This window comes from Haloarcula sp. CBA1129, assembly GCF_008729015.1.
GTDB lineage: Archaea > Halobacteriota > Halobacteria > Halobacteriales > Haloarculaceae > Haloarcula.
Map to the genome: position 1 here is coordinate 263,874 of NZ_RKSM01000003.1, position 16,705 is coordinate 280,578.

General features: G+C 57.2%; 16 protein-coding genes. 9 read left to right on the forward strand and 7 right to left on the reverse strand.

Annotated elements, in window-relative coordinates:
• Nucleotides 1–2: 2 nt before the first annotated feature.
• The gene (locus tag Har1129_RS19010) at nucleotides 3–251 is read right to left on the reverse strand and encodes a sulfurtransferase TusA family protein (RefSeq protein WP_151102393.1); all 249 of its coding nucleotides are present in this window, start codon (nucleotides 249–251) and stop codon (nucleotides 3–5) included.
• Nucleotides 252–345: 94 nt separating this feature from the next.
• Here Har1129_RS19010 and yqeC point away from each other — a divergent pair, with 94 nt between their 5' ends.
• From yqeC to phnE, 6 genes are all read left to right on the forward strand, one after another.
• Entirely contained in the window at nucleotides 346–1,125 is a 780-nt protein-coding gene (gene yqeC / locus Har1129_RS19015; RefSeq protein WP_151102394.1) for a selenium cofactor biosynthesis protein YqeC, read from the forward strand.
• 46 nt (nucleotides 1,126–1,171) lie between these two features.
• Entirely contained in the window at nucleotides 1,172–1,789 is a 618-nt protein-coding gene (locus Har1129_RS19020; protein ID WP_151102395.1) for a nucleotidyltransferase family protein, read from the forward strand.
• 32 nt (nucleotides 1,790–1,821) lie between these two features.
• A complete protein-coding gene (locus Har1129_RS19025; protein ID WP_151102396.1) occupies nucleotides 1,822–2,202 on the forward strand; it encodes a Rid family detoxifying hydrolase in 381 nt (126 codons plus the stop codon).
• 85 nt (nucleotides 2,203–2,287) lie between these two features.
• Nucleotides 2,288–3,163: a phosphate/phosphite/phosphonate ABC transporter substrate-binding protein gene (phnD, locus tag Har1129_RS19030; protein ID WP_151102397.1), complete on the forward strand. Its 876-nt coding sequence runs from the start codon at nucleotides 2,288–2,290 to the stop codon at nucleotides 3,161–3,163.
• Nucleotides 3,164–3,174: 11 nt separating this feature from the next.
• Nucleotides 3,175–3,981, forward strand: coding sequence for a phosphonate ABC transporter ATP-binding protein (locus tag Har1129_RS19035; RefSeq protein WP_225307868.1), 807 nt, complete (start codon nucleotides 3,175–3,177; stop codon nucleotides 3,979–3,981).
• On the forward strand, nucleotides 3,974–4,852 hold the full coding sequence (gene phnE / locus Har1129_RS19040; protein WP_151102399.1) for a phosphonate ABC transporter, permease protein PhnE: 879 nt from the start codon (nucleotides 3,974–3,976) through the stop codon (nucleotides 4,850–4,852). Before Har1129_RS19035 ends, phnE begins: the two co-directional genes overlap by 8 nt.
• 28 nt (nucleotides 4,853–4,880) lie before the next feature.
• Here the strand turns inward: phnE and Har1129_RS19045 are convergent, their stop codons facing one another.
• From Har1129_RS19045 to rdfA, 6 genes are all read right to left on the reverse strand, one after another.
• Complete coding sequence (locus Har1129_RS19045) at nucleotides 4,881–6,215, reverse strand: 5'-deoxyadenosine deaminase (protein ID WP_151102400.1); 1,335 nt, start codon at nucleotides 6,213–6,215, stop codon at nucleotides 4,881–4,883.
• A gap of 119 nt (nucleotides 6,216–6,334) precedes the next feature.
• Nucleotides 6,335–6,532: a 30S ribosomal protein S17 gene (locus Har1129_RS21385; protein ID WP_151102401.1), complete on the reverse strand. Its 198-nt coding sequence runs from the start codon at nucleotides 6,530–6,532 to the stop codon at nucleotides 6,335–6,337.
• A gap of 135 nt (nucleotides 6,533–6,667) precedes the next feature.
• Nucleotides 6,668–7,516, reverse strand: coding sequence for an NAD(+) synthase (gene nadE / locus Har1129_RS19055; RefSeq protein ID WP_225307869.1), 849 nt, complete (start codon nucleotides 7,514–7,516; stop codon nucleotides 6,668–6,670).
• A 324-nt stretch (nucleotides 7,517–7,840) separates the two neighbouring features.
• A complete protein-coding gene (locus Har1129_RS19060) occupies nucleotides 7,841–8,665 on the reverse strand; it encodes a hypothetical protein (protein WP_151102402.1) in 825 nt (274 codons plus the stop codon).
• Nucleotides 8,666–8,824: 159 nt separating this feature from the next.
• Entirely contained in the window at nucleotides 8,825–10,615 is a 1,791-nt protein-coding gene (locus Har1129_RS19065) for an archaea-specific SMC-related protein (protein WP_151102403.1), read from the reverse strand.
• A complete protein-coding gene (gene rdfA / locus Har1129_RS19070; RefSeq protein WP_151102404.1) occupies nucleotides 10,612–11,259 on the reverse strand; it encodes a rod-determining factor RdfA in 648 nt (215 codons plus the stop codon). Before rdfA ends, Har1129_RS19065 begins: the two co-directional genes overlap by 4 nt.
• A 546-nt stretch (nucleotides 11,260–11,805) precedes the next feature.
• Here rdfA and Har1129_RS19075 point away from each other — a divergent pair.
• The 3 genes from Har1129_RS19075 to Har1129_RS19085 all read left to right on the forward strand — a co-directional run bounded on the left by Har1129_RS19075 (nucleotide 11,806) and on the right by Har1129_RS19085 (nucleotide 16,598).
• The gene (locus Har1129_RS19075) at nucleotides 11,806–14,970 is read left to right on the forward strand and encodes a GAF domain-containing protein (protein WP_151102405.1); all 3,165 of its coding nucleotides are present in this window, start codon (nucleotides 11,806–11,808) and stop codon (nucleotides 14,968–14,970) included.
• 70 nt (nucleotides 14,971–15,040) lie between these two features.
• A complete protein-coding gene (locus Har1129_RS19080) occupies nucleotides 15,041–15,304 on the forward strand; it encodes a HalOD1 output domain-containing protein (protein ID WP_151102406.1) in 264 nt (87 codons plus the stop codon).
• 751 nt (nucleotides 15,305–16,055) lie between these two features.
• Nucleotides 16,056–16,598: a hypothetical protein gene (locus tag Har1129_RS19085; protein ID WP_151102407.1), complete on the forward strand. Its 543-nt coding sequence runs from the start codon at nucleotides 16,056–16,058 to the stop codon at nucleotides 16,596–16,598.
• Nucleotides 16,599–16,705: the final 107 nt, after the last annotated feature.

Sequence of the window (16,705 nt, forward strand, 5' to 3'; positions counted from 1 at the left end):
ACTCAGGCCTCCGAAAGCGACGCCATCTCGGTCACCTGAAGTTCGAGTTCGAACTCGTCGGACTTCCCAGCAGTCTCTGCGGTCGTCACGTCGATGCCGTGAGTTGTACACATTCGCCGAAGGTTCTCCTCGGCCGGTGGGTAATCACCTCGAACAACGAGCGTCTCGCCGGTGTCGAGGTCCGAAAGCGCCTGCCGGACAATGAGTGCCGGACGGGGACAGATTTCACCACGAACGTCTACGCGGGGCATACCGATATGTGTGTTACTAAATCACAAAAACGCTATCGACGCCACACGTCGTTGCCCCGGCAAGCTATTTCTGTGTCTCCCGTGGAGCGACCGTATGCAACTGGCTGCTGCGCTGGGCCTGCGTTCTAGCGCCGTTGTCGCCTTTGTCGGGGCCGGCGGGAAGAAGACCGCGATGGGACAGTTGACGGTTGAAGGAACCGACGAGGGGTACGACGTGGGGTACACGACAACGACGGCGATGCCACCACCGTCTGACCTGCCGCTGACGCTCACCAGTCCGGACGAGTGGCGGGCCGACCTCGAAGCACGCGAACCGCCAGTCGCCTTCGCCCGCGAGAGGGTCGTCGACCCGGCGCGAGTCGACCGGAAGGTTCGTGGGTTCGAGGTGAGTGTGGTGGAACAGCTATCCGACGCCGGACTGTTCGACTGGCTCCTCGTCAAGGCTGACGGTGCACGCAAGCGGGAGTTCAAAGCGCCCGGTGATGGGGAGCCAGTCGTACCGAGTACAGCGAGCCACGTTGTCCCGGTCGCATCGGTCGCCGCAGTCGGTGAGCCTCTGACGACGGATGTGGTGCATCGGCCGAATCGGGTGGCTGACATCACCGGCCTCCATATAGGCGACGCGATTACGCCGGAAGCTGTCGGGACAGTGCTCACGCATCCCGAGGGTGGCCTCCGAAACGCGCCGGCGGAGGCGTCTGTGATACCGCTAGTCAACAAAGCGGATACCAAAACACAGCAGCGTACCGCCAGAGACGTACTCACGCACGCACTGTCACAGACCGGGCGGTGTTCTCGGGGAGTCATCACGTCGTTCACGTCGGCTGTCTGTGAAGTGGTTTCAGCGACGACTGTACAGGAGGAGCAGCGATGACAAACTTCGAACGAACAGACGGAATCGTTGCGATGCGAAGGCGATTATGAGTGGTCAACACCGGCCCAAAGTCGGGGGCGTCATCCTCGCCGCTGGACGGAGTTCACGGTACGAGGCGGGTAACAAACTACTGGCAACCATCGATGGGACGGCGGTCGTCCGACGGGTAGCCGAAAGCGCCAGCGAGGCATCCCTGTCGGACATTGTCGCTGTCCTCGGATACGAAGACGTGGCCGTCGCCGAGGCGCTGGATGGTCTCTCGCTTTCGCTTCGTCGTAACGACGATTACACAGCCGGCCAGAGTACGTCAGTTCGACACGGGGTCGACTACGCACAGGAATACGGCTGGGACGCCGCTTTATTCTTGCTTGGCGATATGCCGTTCGTACGGGCTGCTACTATCGAGGAGCTTATCCAAGCGTACCGGACAGGAACAGCAACCATCGTGGTTCCCAAACACGAGGGGGCCCGGGGCAACCCCGTGCTGTTCGACGGCTGCCACTTCGATGCGCTCGCCTCGGTCTCCGGTGACCGCGGCGGTCGAGATATCATCGAAACCACTGAAAAGACAGCGTTCATCGAGGTGGAGGACCCCGGAATCCACTGGGATATCGACACCAATGCGGACTTCACCGATTTCAGGGACCGCCGAGATGGCCTGTGAATTTAAGATGCTGATGGTGGAACACCCGACTGATGAAACGGACTATCAGCACGACCGATGCACCCGATGCGGTCGGCGCATACAGTCAGGCAACGACAAACGGCTCGCTCGTGTTCACCGCGGGCCAGATTCCGATGACACCCGATGGCGACCTGCTGGACGATGAACCGATAGCGACGCAGGCGGAACAGGCACTATCGAACGTCGAAGCGGTGCTGGCTTCGGAGGGGTTGGAGATGAGCGATGTGTTGAAAGTGACCGTCTATCTCGACGACATCGGCGATTTCGAGTCGATGAACGACACGTATGCCGGCTTCTTCGACGAAGAACCGCCGGCCCGGAGCGCAGTCGAGGTCGCAAGTCTGCCAAAAGGTGTTGGCGTCGAAATCGAGGCCATCGCAACGAGCGACTGAGGCCGACAGACACTGCCGTCGTGAGCCACACGGACGAGATGTGGCGCACACAAGTTTCAAGCCCGGCGGCTTGCAGTAACACGTAATGCGACCGACGAGGCGTGGATTCATAGGTACAGCGGCAGCGCTCTCGCTGTCGGGCTGTCTTGGAAGTACTACGACGCCGACGCTGACCGTCGGTGTCGTGCCCGATGTGGATCCCGATACCGCCATCGAACGGAACACCGAACTCGCAACGTATCTGTCGACCGAACTCGACGTCGAGACCGAGCTACGTACAGCGGCTGACTATGCCGGGATGGTGCAGGCGATGGTAGCGGAGCAGGTCGATATCGCCTACTACGGCGGCGTGTCCTACATCCTCGCGCATCGTCGAGCAGGCGCAAAGCCAGTCGTCGTCGGGTCACGGAACGGACAGACGGAGTGGCACTCCGTGTTCATCGCCCCGTCAGAAAGCGGCCTGACAGGGATGGCCGATGTGGTCGAAACTGCAAGCGAAACCGAACTGGTGTTCGGCGACCCGCTCTCGACCAGTGGGACCGTGATGCCGACGTATCATCTTCAGACAGAGTACGGTCTGGACACCGACGCATTCGCGCAGGTCACCCACGTCGGCGCGCACGATGCGACCGCAGAGACAGTCGGTCGAACCAGCGGCGTCGTCGGTGCGCTAAATGCCCGCATCTACGACAGACTACGCGCGGACGACGCCGTGGAAGGGGTGCGAGAGCTATGGCGGACTCCCGGCTTCCCAGATTACCCCTGGGCCGTCGCTCCGTCGCTTGAAGTGACGACAGCAGAGGCTGTTCGGACAGCGTTTACCACTCTCGATTCAAAGGGTCGAACGGACATTCTCGACCAGCAGGCCGTCGACCGATACGTCGAGGTAGACCATGGCGCGTTTACTTCGCTGGAAACGGCCGTCGAGATGGCTGGCATCGAACAGGGAGGCGACGAGTGAGGAACAAGCGTATGGAGCGACCCAAGGGAAGACGGTCAGGCCAGCAGCTTGTTTTCGACGGCGTCACCAAGCGATTCGGTGGGGAAGTTGCACTACAGGATGTCTCGCTCAGCCTCGATGCCGGTGAACGGGTCGCCGTTGTCGGTCCGTCAGGTGCAGGTAAGACCACGCTCCTCAGACTGGCAGCCGGTGCATTGCGACCCGATACAGGGACGGTGACATTCGACGGGAGCAGCATTACTGGTTCGACCGCGACGCTTGCGTACCAAGGGGAGACACTCGTGGACCGGCGGACGGCACTGTCGAACGTCCTCACTGGGCGCCTCGGAGCGCTGTCCCGGCTCCGTGGCTTCATCGAACCACTGCTGCCACGGCACCCAGAGCCAGCCCTCGAACGACTCGATGCAGTCGGGCTAGCGGAACGTGCCGATGTCCCCGCAAAATCGCTGAGTGCTGGCGAGCGCCAGCGGGTCGCCTTTGCACGGGCGCTCATGCAGGACGCAGCAGTCGTACTGGCCGACGAGCCGACAGCGAACCTCGATCCGAACTCCCGTCGAAACGTTATCGACGTGCTCAACGCTGCCCTCGACCGGGAACTGCTGGTCACCGCCCTCCACGAGGTCGATTTGGCACTGGAGCACTTCGACCGAATCGTCGGCGTGGCCGACGGTCGAGTCAGGTTCGATACGCCCGCACCAGCGGTGACCAACGACCAGCTCGACGCCCTGTTCGCGGCAGGCGCATCCACGCCGGATCCCGACGCGAAGCAGGCGCGGCCAGAGAAAGAGAGCGACGGTCCGGTTCCGCGCTATGTCTGAGGAATATAGCGGCCCGGACGCGACCCGGCACCCTGATACGGGGCTGTCGAAACACCAGCTCACGACACTGCTGGGCGGGTGTTGCATCTTGATTGCTGCGGCGTGGGTCGCCGAAGTGGATCTGATGGCCCTGTTCGCTGCCGGTGCTCGTGAGCAGATGGCCGCCTTCATCGCTGAGGGCGTCCCACCGGAGACGAGCCGTGACTACCTGCTGGGACGTGGCCTTCGTGATGGCCTGCTGTGGGCAGTTGTGGAGACCCTAGCTATCAGCGTCGTCGGAACCACGCTTGCTGTCACGTTCGCCGTTCCACTCGGTCTGACCAGTGCCGCCACCGTCACCCATCGCGGCCCGTTGTACAGAAACGCCTCGGCCGGCCGTATCGCTGCCGGACGCGGTCTCTATCACACCAGTCGTACCGTACTCAGCTTTCTACGCTCCGTTCCCGGTATCGTCTGGGGGTTCCTGTTCGTTACCGCTATCGGCCTCGGCCCGTTTGCGGGCGTTCTCGCGCTTGCGGTCCACAACGCCGGTGTTCTGGGGAAACTGTACGCCGACTTTCTCGAAGACACGGACCCGATGACGACAGAGGCGGTCGCCGGGAGCGGCGCGACACGCCTTCAGGCGGTCTGTCACGGGATGGTCCCGCAGGTGACGCCGACAATCGCCTCGTACACGCTGTACCGCTGGGAGTGTACCATTCGGTCGGCCGCTATCCTCGGGTTCGTGGGCGCGGGCGGCATCGGATACTATCTCGTTATCACCATTCAGCGGTTGCAGTACGGGAAACTCTCGACCGCCATCCTCGCCGTGTTTGCGCTGGTCGTTACGAGCGACTGGCTCGGATCGCGGTTGCGGACGCGGCTCGGCTGACGCTTGGGCGAAAACCGACAGGTCTGCCTCAGGGCTTCTGTTCCTGTGCGGACTCCCGTTCGTCTTCGAGGTCCATCTCAAGCCCCATTGTCGAGGCCTTCGAACGAACGGCGTCGGCGTCGATAGTAGTTACTTCGCCGTGCTCCATGAGCACGTTCCCGTCGACCATCGTGAAGCGGACGTCGTCGCCGTGGGCCGCAAACACCAGATGGGAGAGCACGTCGTGCAACGGCGTCGCTCGCGTGAGGTCCGTATTCAGACCGACGATGTCGGCGCGCCACCCCTCCCGAATCGCGCCGAGTTTGTCGAAGCCAGCGGCTTTCGCGCCGTTGCGCGTCGCCATCTCGAAGATTTCGGCTGCGGGCGTCACCGTCGGGTCTAGCTGGTCGACCTTCTGGAGCAGGCTCGCCTGTCGCATCTCGGTGAACGCATCGAGTGTGTTGTTACAGGGCGGCCCGTCGTTGCCGATGGCGACGTTGATACCGCGGTCGCGGTAGTCCCAGATCGGCGCGATACCGCTGGCGAGTTTCATGTTCGAGGAAGGGCAGTGGGTGACGTGCGTCCCCGTCTCTGCGAGGACCTCACGCTCGCTCTCGTCGGTCCAGACGCAGTGTGCAAGGACGACATCCTCGCCGGTGAGACCCACCTCGTCGAGCCAGTGGATGTTTCGCATTCCGGTGTCCTCTTTGACCGTCTCGATCTCGCTCTGGTTCTCACTGGCGTGTGTGTGGATGCGGACGCCCTCGTATTTGTCCACGAGCTCACGTGCGCCACGGAGACAGGCCTCGCTACAGGAGACGGCAAAGCGGGGGGTGACGGCGTACCGAATCCGGTCGTTGTAGGCACCGTGGTACTGCTGAATGAGCCGCTCGGACTCGTCCAGTGCGGCCTGCGTCTCCTCTAGCAGGCCATCCGGCGAGCGCTGGTCCATCAGTACCTTGCCGAGAACGCCGCGGATACCGATCTCGCCCGCCGCTTCGAAGGCCCGGTCCGCATGCGCGACCGACAGGTGGTCGATACAGGTCGTGGTCCCGCTTTCGATCATTTCCAGATAGCCCAGCTTCGCCGCAATCTCCATCTCCTCGGCGGTCAAGGAGGCTTCCATCGGCAGAATGTAGTCGAACAGCCAGTCAAGCAGTTCCGTGTCATCGGCAATGCCGCGGCCGAGACTCTGCACCGAGTGGATGTGACCGCCGACGAGTCCCGGCAACAGCACGTCGTAGGACTGGTGTTCGTGGTCGGCGTACTGCGCTTCGAGTTCGGTCCGGGAACCCACAGCCTCGATGCGGTCTCCGGAGACAACGACCGCCCCGTCCTGCAGGACAGTCTCAGAATCTGCAACAACAGTCCCAGTCAGTAGCATACGTCCTGCAAGACGGTCTCTACATAAAGAAGGTCCTCATCTCGGGATGCCCGGCGAGTGCAGACAATCCAGCCACAGGCTTGTGGCACTCCGTGTGGCGCGTGTGCTTTGCGGTGGCCTCACCTTTGCGAGCCGTTCCGTGTCCGTTTTTTTCGGGTGATGTATCTGGTGAGTCGGGTTTGGGTGCGACACGAATCCACGCCGGCAAGTCGCTGAACAAGACGAGTGTTTGTCTCGTACTGCTCGGTAAACAGCTCGGGATACTCCGACAGTAGCCTGTCGCCGATGTCGATTATCTCTTTGGGGTCGGCCTGCATGGATGTGAGACTCGCGGAGTATAGCTGTTAACTGCTTTGTTCACAGAAACACCACGGGTGTGGCTCATGCTGTTGGCTGTCCCTGTTGCGAGAGATTTGCGACCCCCGGGGTGGCGAAATATTCCACAGACAGTATCAGTTATCCATCGATGGCTTTGGTGGCGTGTGTCGCTTGTGGCGCGTACTGGCACACCACTGAACCGCTCGTTCAACGATAGATTCGCCAACGCCGACCTTGTCGGCCACCGCCGATGCGGAACAGCCCCTATCAACCGCGAAATGGAGGATGCTGTCAAGTTCTTGCTGGTCAATACCCAGTTCCGCCACATCAGTTGCACCAACCTGCCACATTGGATGTGGGGACTGGTTGAGGAGGTCCGATGGGACCGCAAGTGCATCAGCGAGGGCATCGATTTCAGTTCTATAGAGGTCGCCAAACAGCGATAGATCCACGCCGTTCTCGCCGTGTTTCGCAACGGATCCCAGCAGTCGGTCAGTCCGGGAAACCGTCCCGACGACGAGTTCGTTTCTGGTGTTGGCGACGTAGTACTTACATGCCATCCGGAAGCGTTCGGTGGCGTTTTGCATTGCCACGAGGTCGTCGGTCGGCCCACCGGTCTCATCGACGACTCGCTGGAACGCCGTAAGCACTGGCTGCAGGTGGAGCCGGTGGCAGTCGATGTCCAGCAGCGACGCGACGGTTTCAGCCGTTCGAGCAGGTCCTTCGTCGCTTAGCTGCACCGGCATCACCAGACCGGTCACGTAGTCGGCCCCAATGCCGTCGACGGCCAGCGCCGCCGCAACCGTCGATTCGACGCTGCCATCGAGGGCAACGACCAGTCCGTTAGCCTCTGCCTCGATGATCTTGTTCTCCAAGAACACCGGAAGGATGCCCTGTATCCGTCTAGTCGCTGCCTTCGACGTCGCCAATCCGTGTTCCTCACGCGGGAGTTTGAGCGTGTGAGGATGCATCGCTTTACTCACGGGCGCTCTCCGCCTCCACGAACCAAGGCGCACTCGGCGATGCAGCTAGGAAACGCGCGCATCCAACCAGCCCAGTCATAGTAGAACGTAGACTGCTGGTGTCGTATAACTGTTGTCGACAAACGTCATGGGAGTCTGCAGTAGCCTCGATACACCTTATACAGCACATATATTACTCTAAACTTATAGCCGCCTCCAGTACCGAAACCATGCTAGTAACCGACAAGAACTGTTCAATTCCAGCATTATCTAGATATCATTGTCCATTTATCAGGCCCCACACCACATGCATCGGCGATAGGCCAAAACCAACGGCGGGATCAGCTACGTCGCGGGTGTAGTCGTTCCCACTGACTGCTCTGTGACAACCAGTTTCCGGTTGACAATCCAGTCGACGACTGTGCTGCTGTCTAGCTGGTCCGGAACAACATCGCCGTCTGCAGTGCAGCGTCTTATTTTGTATGAGTCCATCGCGTTCCGGTTCTCGGTGACAGCTTCGACGACTTCGATTCGCTCGTCAGTTGCAGTGTTACGGTACGTGACACCGGGGACAAAGCTGACAGTTGGGACATCAGTCGGCCAGTCCCAAGTAAACTGCTTGTGGTACTGGTCGAACTGCCACACGAGCCGGTCGGTGGGGGCCTCAGTTTCGAGCGTGTTGTTGGCGGCCGCCTCTAGCGTCCGGTCCCAGTAGTCCATCACGCAGGATTTGAGATCCGTCTGAAGCTGTCCCTCGATCATCTTTTGTTCGATTGGATACCGTAATTCGATAGCGACGATGGCCTGACTGTCGAGGCGGGTAAGACACCGCTGGCACTCCATCTCAAACACGGAGAGACCAAGCGGCTGCTCGGCCGTGAGATGCACGAGTTCGTTCCCGCAGTTCGGACACCAGAGGAACAACACGCCGTCGTGGCTACCAGTCAGTTCCGCCAGTACAGTCAGATCGTCAAACGCCTTGTCGATGTCGGCGGCCTGTGACTGGCCGGACTCGCCCATCGCAGTCCCGCCGTCGTCGTTGGCGTACTTCGCGATTTTGCGGTCTTTCAGCAGCGATTTGATGACCGAATCGTACGACGAATGTGATTCCGCGTCTCGGATTCTTCGTAATTCTTTTTTCGTCCAATCTTTGACCCGTATGGTCGCCATCTGATTATAGAATCCCCGTACCACTAATAGTATTTTTGTATTATCGTCCTAAAAGTAGAAGTATACCTATGAAGTATAGTCTGTTCTCAGACAACAGAGCTATACAGCCGAGCAAGACATCGGCGTCAGTAAGAGACATCCGTCTTTGAGGGGGGGGAGTCAGTCAGCCGAGGCCTCTTTCTCGTTCGCAACGGTCCACTGGGTCGGGTCGATCTCGCGTCCGTCAAAGGCTGTGTATTCCGGGTACGCAGTAAACACCAGATACTCTGTCCGCTGCTGCAGGTACTCGATAAGGGTGTGGAGATTGTCGTCATCAAGGCCGCCCAGACCGTCGACGAGCAAGAGCGGTACAGCGTCGCCAACGTCGAAAGACTGGCGACCGGCCAGCGCTGCCACAAAACCGATGAGTTCGAGTTCACCCTCGCTGAGGGCATCTAAGCTCGCTTCTTGGCCGTCGCGAGCGACCACAATGTCGAAGTCAGCGGTGAGTCGGGCCGTTTCGAACCCCGTCCCGAATCTGGAGAGGATGTCCTGCATCGCCGTGTCGAACGCCTCCCGTGCCTCGCGCTTGAGTCGGTCTTTCCGACCCCGTAATTCTGCGAGGTCATCGCGTACAGCTTCAATCTCGGTTTCCAGCGTGTCAACGCGGTCCGCTCTCGTTTCCAGTTGTGCCAGTTCGTCGGCGGTGTCTTCGAGTTCGGCCTCGCGGTACTTAATCTCACTTTCGACGTCCGAAAGCTCCGCTACGGCCGCATCAACATGGTCGGAGAGTCGCTCCACGTCCGCCTGAGCCTGTTCGAGCCTGTTGCTAGCAGTGTCAAGGCTCTGTTTCCGGTCGGCTAGCGTCGCCTCCAGTTCAGCGATGTCTTCCTCTAGGTCCGCCTTTCGACGGCGAGCCTGACTGATTTCCTCGCGCTGTGTTTCCAGTTCCTCGACAGTGTCTCGGTAAGTCTCCTTCTGAGCTCGAAGCGCGGTGAGTTCGCTCCCGAGCGCGTCCAGTTGGTCAGCCAAGTCCGCGCGAGTCGTCTCACTGCCGCACGTCCAACAGGCCACGGTGTCACCGTCGATATCACGCTCCACCTCGGTAAGCAGGTCGAGCCGCTCCTCACTGAGTACCATCTCTGTGGCCGAGTACACAGACTGGAGTACCTCGGCGTCTCGCTCCACCTGCGAGAGCCGCTGCCGTGCCTCCGAGAGTTTGTCCTCAACATCAGTGTATTCAGGAATTTCGAGGGCCTCAAGCGTATCTTGACGCTCTGAAAGACGCTGTTCCGTCCGCTCGATACTTTGTTCGAGTCGTTCGACGCGGTTTTTGGCCTGATTCTGTTCAGTCCGTGCTTGGCTGAGTTGACGGCGAACCGACTCTGAACTGTCGTCGCTTCCTGCATCACTGTCGATTGTTTCGCGTTTAGCCCGCAAATCTTCGATCTCGTTTTCCAGCCGCGTCACTTTCTCCTGAACGCTGGGGATCCGCTTTTTCGCTTCGCGTGCCTGCGTGAGTTCCGTTTCGATCTGTTCGCGTTCCCGCTGTAACGTCTCGATCTGTGAGTCGATGTTCTGGAAATCAAGCGGCCGCAACAGCACGTCCTCGAGGTTTTCTCCTGCCCGGACAGCGCGACGGACTTCGTTACGCTCATCTAAGCACGCGAACAGTTCAGCGCGGACCACGTCGTACTCGTCGCTGAGGTACGGGTCACCGTGTCGGGCCACGGTGCCGTTTTCACGGGAGAGCGTCACATCATAGACGCCCGTTGGCGTTTCGAGATGCACTGTACCGCTGTCCGCTCCTTCAGTCAACTCTGTGGAGGTGCCAAGGGACGTTTTGATGGCTTCAATGAAGCTCGATTTCCCCTGCCAGTTCGAGCCACGGACGACGTTCAATCCCGGCTCTACCGTCGCCGCCCCCTCAAGGATACCCGCGATTCGTTCGATTTCGATGGTCCAAGTCATGAATTGTGTGCTGACAAACTCGCGTTCCGGTGTTGCTTGCAGACGTACCCACGTTCGAGTGCGACATCGAACGGAACACGGGTCGGACAGTCTGGGCAGCCGAGTTGTATCTGGGCCTCTATCTCCGCGGTGTCACCGCCGTCAAGATCGCCTTTCTTCGCGAGCGAGGACAGTGCCGTTTCGGCCTTCCGTTCGACAACCGTTTTCGCCGTTGCCACGCTCTCCTGCTCCCAGTTAGTTGTCGCCTTCGGGAGCTCTTTTTCACCGTCTAAACAGTCATTGAGGTGCGTTCGCATCGTTCCCCACGACACCATGTCGTCGTGGAGCGACGCTCCGGGGATACCCGTGGCTTGCAGTCGCTCGATGAGTTCGTCCCGTTGTAAGTCGTCGTCGCCACGCAACGTCGTGTAGTCACTGTCGATACGGGTGTCAAGGGATTCACGACCGTGTTCAGTGTAGACCTGTTTGAGGAGTCGTTTGTTGAACCACGCTGTCAACGACCGATACCCCATTTCAGTTCGGTCATCAGCACCCGTCCAGCGTGCGAGCAGGCCATTGTCAAGGGACTCGTAGACTGGGTCTGCCGATGCCAGCCCGTACTTGTCGATAACCGCGTCTACTTTGCAACCGGAGTCAACAGCCATTGTCCAGTTGTTTCGGCCTGTTCAGTAATAGTTTTTGACGGACGGTGTATCCGCGGTGTAGTTGTCGCCTGCAAAATATACACCCTTAGTATGTATTTTGAAAGTGGGTAAACGGTTGGAAAGAGATTGTATTTTTTGAACTGATGGAAAAGTCAGATATTCAAATAGTATTGTGTTATTACTATTATCGGACATTATTGACACACTATTATACGATAATTACACGCAGCACTAAATTCGGGTTCCAGCTAATATTCGTATAAATCGTGTTTCCACACGCTCAGTATCTGTACGATAGTATCTTATGAAAGTGTATTTTGACATATATAACGTTCCGCCATATGTACTATTTCAATAATATCGATGAAAATGAACCGTGGTTCGGAGGGCACAGTGTCCGGATACGGTCTAAAATATGAGTGACCTACTAGTTTGGAGAAGAAGCCGAATTCCTCACGGGAGACGGTACTGCCAACGGGCGTAGAACCACGGCAGCGTTGCGACCAAGTCAAACGTTTATACGGACTGTCGCGTAAGTAGTGTAGTATGCGGAAGTTGGCCGGTGAGACTGGACCGGCGCCAACGGATAGTGGAACGGCAGCCTCGAAAATCAAGGTGCTGTTAGTCGATGACTACGGCGAGTTCCGGCAGACGACGGCGGAACTGCTGGAACACGAGAACGACCGTATCGAGGTCATCGAGGCCGCGAGCGTCGAGGATGCGCTCAGTTACTTCGATTCAGAGTCGATCGACTGTATCGTCAGTGACTACGAGATGCCCGAAACTGACGGGATTGAGTTCGTAGAAACGGTGCGACAGTCTAACGGTGACCTTCCGTTTATTCTGTTGACAGGGCAAGGGAGCGAGAAGCTCGCCAGCGAAGCGGTTTCAGCCGGCGTCACCGACTACTTCGTGAAAGGCGGCGGGCCAGAGCAGTACACAGTGCTCACAAACAGAATCGAGAACGCGGTCGAATCATACCGATTTCAACGGGAAACAGCGCGCTTATCTCGGATCAATTCACTATTTCGGGAGATAAACCGCCAAGTGTTGCGGGCATCAACGGCCGAGGAGATCAAAGAGGCTGTCTGCGAAATTCTGACCAGTTCGGATGCCTACCAGTTCGCTTGGATCGGCGAAAAAAACGAGTCAGGCGACATCGTCTCCTCTGCGGGTGGTGGCGACGCACTCGAATACGTCGAAGCGATGCTCTCCCGCTATGGCCGCTCAGTTTTCGATGACGGGCCGTTCGGCCGTGCGATCGAAACCGGCGAGCATCAAGTAGCGTCTGACATCCGGACTGAATCATCGGCTCAGCCTTGGCGCGAGCTCATATCGGAATACGGGTTTCGGTCGATGATCGTGCTCCCCATTCAGTACACGGGATCAGTACAGAGTGTGATTTCGATATACGCTGACACACCCTTCGCGTTTGACGAGGCGGAGCAGGCTGTGCTGACAGAACTTGCGGAGATTGTTGCTGATGGCCTCCATTCAACCGCGACGCGTGCCGAACTCGAAATGCGGGAAGAAGTCCTGCGAACGATTACTGAAGTGTTCACAGCACGAGAAGGCGCACTACAGGAACAGATAGCGGACCTCATGCAGGTCGGCCGCAGTGTGCTTGGGACTGAGTATGCGACACTCTCTAATGTCAACGGAATGGAATACGATTTCGAAGTACTTCAGACACCTGACGAAACAATTTTTTCAGGTGGAACGATTCCCCTGTCGGAAACCCCCTGCGCGGAAGCTATCGCAAACGGGGAGACAGTCGTGGTGACAGACGTTGATACCGAATGCGGTGACAGTGACCGAAACAATATATGGGATGACGAAGTCAATCGATACCTCGGAACGCCACTGACTGTGGGTGGGAGTACTTACGGAACGCTCTGTTTCTACGGTTCCGGGACAGACAAGGCCGGGTTCTCGGACTGGGACGTAACACTCGTGGACCTGCTGAGCAAGTGGATCGGTAACGAACTACAGACACAGCGGGCGGAGATGGGTTTTACACAGTTGTACGAAACGGCAACAGATCTCTTGGGCGTGACTTCAGAGGAGGAAGCTGCTCAAATTGTTGTATCGCGAACCCGTGATATTATCGGTCTCCCCGAAGTTGTGCTGTACGCGTTCGACAGCGAGACCAACGTCTTCCGCCCACTTGCTGCCACGGAGATCGAGGAGTATCAGGCTCTCCCAGCAGACGGTGATAGCCCTGTTAGCTCAGCCTTTTTCACCGAGGAGACTATCGTGTGCGACGAAAACTCGACGTCGAAAGCAGGCGGGGACACGATGGCTGATGGGAAAGCCGTGTTTGTCCCGCTGGGGGACCACGGGGTGCTTCGAGCGGGCGACACTATCGGCGGCGTGTTCGATACCCAGACACGTCGAATTACCGAACTCCTCGGTGCGACAATTCGAGCGGCGTTCGATAGGTTGACTTACGAGACAGAACTCGAAGACAGACAGCGTGATCTGGAGAAACGGACGGTTCAGCTTGAGCAGATGAATCGACTGACAGAACTGAGTCAGAAAATTCACGAGCGCGTACTCAGGGCAGACAGTCGCTCAGAAATAGAGCAAGCAGTGTGTGACCAGTTGGTCGCATCCGACATCTGTTCGTTTGCTTGGATCGGCGAATACGAATCCGATACCGACCGGGTTACACCACGGACGTGGGCAGGAACCGACCGTGGCTTTCTGGAGGAATCCCGTACGCCCACGAATGAGACACCGCCTCCGCCAGCAGTCCAGACAGCCCGAACTAACGAACAGACGCTGAACAACAACATCGCAGACGGGCTCAGGGGAAAGGGGTGGCAGCGGCGGCTGCTGGAACGGGGGTTCCAGTCAGTCGTCAGCATCCCACTCAGCTATCAGCAGCTCTCCTACGGCATTCTGACCGTGTATGCGAAAACGCCGGACGTTTTCGATCTGCCGACACAGTCAGTACTCGAAGAGGTGAGTGAAACGGTCGGATACGCTATCAACAGCATTGAGACGAAGCAAGGGCTCGTCGCAGATCGGGCTGTCGAACTCCAGTTGGAAGCGACGGACTCCGACGATATCATTCATCGTATCGCTGGCGTCGTCGATGCAGAAATCACATTCGAAGGAATCGTCCCACAGGGCGATACCAGCTGTATCGTGTTTTTCAGCACTGACGCTTCCCCCGGTGACCTACAAGCGTGTTTGGACACCCTACCCCGGATTGAGCGATTAGAGTGTCTAACTGACACTGAAGACACGAGCTTGTTCGAAGCAACAGTATCAGGGACACAGCTCGCACTGACAGTCGCCGAACAAGGGGGGGCCCCGAAGTTAATCCAGTCTGACGGTGAAATTCTGGAGATTCAGCTTGAGGTCCCACAGACTGTCGATATTCGCCAGCTTATAGCTGAATTACGGCGGTCGTGTCCAGACATCGAACTCGTGAGCCGTCACAAGCGGGAACATGGTGTCCAAACTCGTGAGTCGTTCCACTCAGAATTGACAGCACAGCTAACCCCCCGTCAATTCGAGGTCCTGCTTGCAGCCTTTTATAGCGGATTCTATCAATCTCCACGCGACAAGACCGGTCAAGAGATAGCCGATACTCTCGATATTTCACAGCCGACGTTCAGCCACCACCTTCGGGTAGCTATCCGGAAGCTACTTGAACAGTTGTTTAGCGAAGGCGGAACGACCCAGCATCTAGATAGATAGCGCCCGTTATTTGAGTTTGCTAGTCTGATAGAGTATATACTGATACGGGAGTGCGTTCATACAAAGAACAATGAGTTTGGAGTGGAACGAGACAGAAACTGTCTTTTGGGCAAACCAGTACGAATCGCCGAGTGAAGCGATTGTAACCGCTATAGCAGCGAAAGAATCCGTAGCGGAAACCAGTCTCCCGCCGTTGTATAACCAAATTGACCCGGACGCCCTCGACACGCTTGTTGCAGGGCAGTCCAACGACGACATTCAGATTAGTTTCACATACAGTGGGTACACCGTTCGGATTCGAGATAGCGAGACCATCGAAATCACGCCGACATAACTGGCTAGCAACGTCCTACTAGTTCTTACGTGAACAGATAACGAGGAGCCACCGGCAAGAGAGCACGGCGTGGAGACAATGCGGGAGAACAACACAGAGGCCACAGAGACATAGGCGAATTTGTAGAGCGATTATTGAGGGGTCACGCTCTCAACCCAATCAGTAGACGAGATCTTCTGCCATGCATCAATATACGCCCGATATGTCAGCATGGAGGACAGCCACAGAGAATTCTTTTTCCATGTGATTACTGAATCGCCTGTCAGCAACTTAGTGAATCGAGTAGCAGAATCAGCCCTACGGAGACGCTATGTATTATTAATAGGATGTTATGTAGTTTCCGTCTATCCTCATTGAGGTTTGATATTGTAGTACTAATATATGGTATTATACTAATACGAAAGGATCCGCAGCTTCGCAGTACTGAAACAGAGGCGTGTACCGATCTAAACAATAACGCACTGTACTGCGCTTTCACGCGCAGATTTGTTTTTATTCATTACACGTAGCTATGACTGGATTATGTTGTACGTTAAACACTTCACGATGTGGAATTTTAAGGGATTATATACTGACTGTGGTCAGTCAGCGAAGAACAGTAGTTCGGTGCGCTGGACAAGTAGCTATTTCTTACTCTGGAATTAGAAGGTAACGGGGGTGTAACAAAACGGTACCCCGGGTTTCGTGTATATATGTCGCTCTCGCGGCCTGAACACAAACCAATGCAGCAATCGAGGTTATGAGCGAACCGATGGTAGAGGAAGAACCAGAGCTCTCACGCGATCAAATGTTCGACATCCTCAGCAGTTCGAGGCGTCGATATACGCTTTACTATCTACGCCAGCAAAAGGAGGCGGTCCAGCTAACCGATTTAGCTGAGGAGTTAGCTGCGTGGGAGAACGACACGACCGTCGAAGAACTCTCCTCGCAGGCGCGAAAGCGGGTGTACGTTTCACTGTATCAAACCCATGCTCCGAAGCTTCAAGAGGCAGGGTTGATAACGTACGACGCCGATACAGGTGAGATAGCTCTTCGAGAGGATGCTCCGGAGGTGGAACCGTTCATTAGCAATAGCGATGATGATTCAAAATGGTATCAATACTATGGAGCTGCCGCCCTGTTGAACGCCATTTTACTCCTTGCAGCAATTGTCGGCCTTCCGCCACTCAGTGCGGTCAGTCCGATAGTTGTCGGACTAGTTGTCATTAGTTCATTTCTCGTGCTTTCTATTGCTCACGCAGTCTCTAGGCGGCGAGGAAAGAATGGCAAGTCCTTCGATATCGGCGAGCCGTGAGCGGAACTATGTTGACTGGTAAGCACCCCCCGGGGGTGTGTTATTCTTTGTCGTCAGCCGCCCCGTCAGGTAGTAACTGATCTGGCGACCGTTTGTACATCGGAGTG

Excerpts from the sequence above, each read along its gene's own strand:
- Har1129_RS19010 (WP_151102393.1), bottom strand. The coding sequence starts at position 251 with ATGCCCCGCGTAGACGTTCGTGGTGAAATCTGTCCCCGTCCGGCACTC.
- phnD (WP_151102397.1), top strand. The coding sequence starts at position 2,288 with ATGCGACCGACGAGGCGTGGATTCATAGGTACAGCGGCAGCGCTCTCG.
- Har1129_RS19080 (WP_151102406.1), top strand. The coding sequence starts at position 15,041 with ATGAGTTTGGAGTGGAACGAGACAGAAACTGTCTTTTGGGCAAACCAG.
- Har1129_RS19020 (WP_151102395.1), top strand. The coding sequence starts at position 1,172 with ATGAGTGGTCAACACCGGCCCAAAGTCGGGGGCGTCATCCTCGCCGCT.
- Har1129_RS21385 (WP_151102401.1), bottom strand. The coding sequence starts at position 6,532 with ATGCAGGCCGACCCCAAAGAGATAATCGACATCGGCGACAGGCTACTG.
- Har1129_RS19025 (WP_151102396.1), top strand. The coding sequence starts at position 1,822 with ATGAAACGGACTATCAGCACGACCGATGCACCCGATGCGGTCGGCGCA.
- Har1129_RS19085 (WP_151102407.1), top strand. The coding sequence starts at position 16,056 with ATGGTAGAGGAAGAACCAGAGCTCTCACGCGATCAAATGTTCGACATC.
- yqeC (WP_151102394.1), top strand. The coding sequence starts at position 346 with ATGCAACTGGCTGCTGCGCTGGGCCTGCGTTCTAGCGCCGTTGTCGCC.
- Har1129_RS19035 (WP_225307868.1), top strand. The coding sequence starts at position 3,175 with ATGGAGCGACCCAAGGGAAGACGGTCAGGCCAGCAGCTTGTTTTCGAC.
- Har1129_RS19045 (WP_151102400.1), bottom strand. The coding sequence starts at position 6,215 with ATGCTACTGACTGGGACTGTTGTTGCAGATTCTGAGACTGTCCTGCAG.
- Har1129_RS19060 (WP_151102402.1), bottom strand. The coding sequence starts at position 8,665 with ATGGCGACCATACGGGTCAAAGATTGGACGAAAAAAGAATTACGAAGA.
- Har1129_RS19075 (WP_151102405.1), top strand. The coding sequence starts at position 11,806 with ATGCGGAAGTTGGCCGGTGAGACTGGACCGGCGCCAACGGATAGTGGA.
- rdfA (WP_151102404.1), bottom strand. The coding sequence starts at position 11,259 with ATGGCTGTTGACTCCGGTTGCAAAGTAGACGCGGTTATCGACAAGTAC.
- phnE (WP_151102399.1), top strand. The coding sequence starts at position 3,974 with ATGTCTGAGGAATATAGCGGCCCGGACGCGACCCGGCACCCTGATACG.
- Har1129_RS19065 (WP_151102403.1), bottom strand. The coding sequence starts at position 10,615 with ATGACTTGGACCATCGAAATCGAACGAATCGCGGGTATCCTTGAGGGG.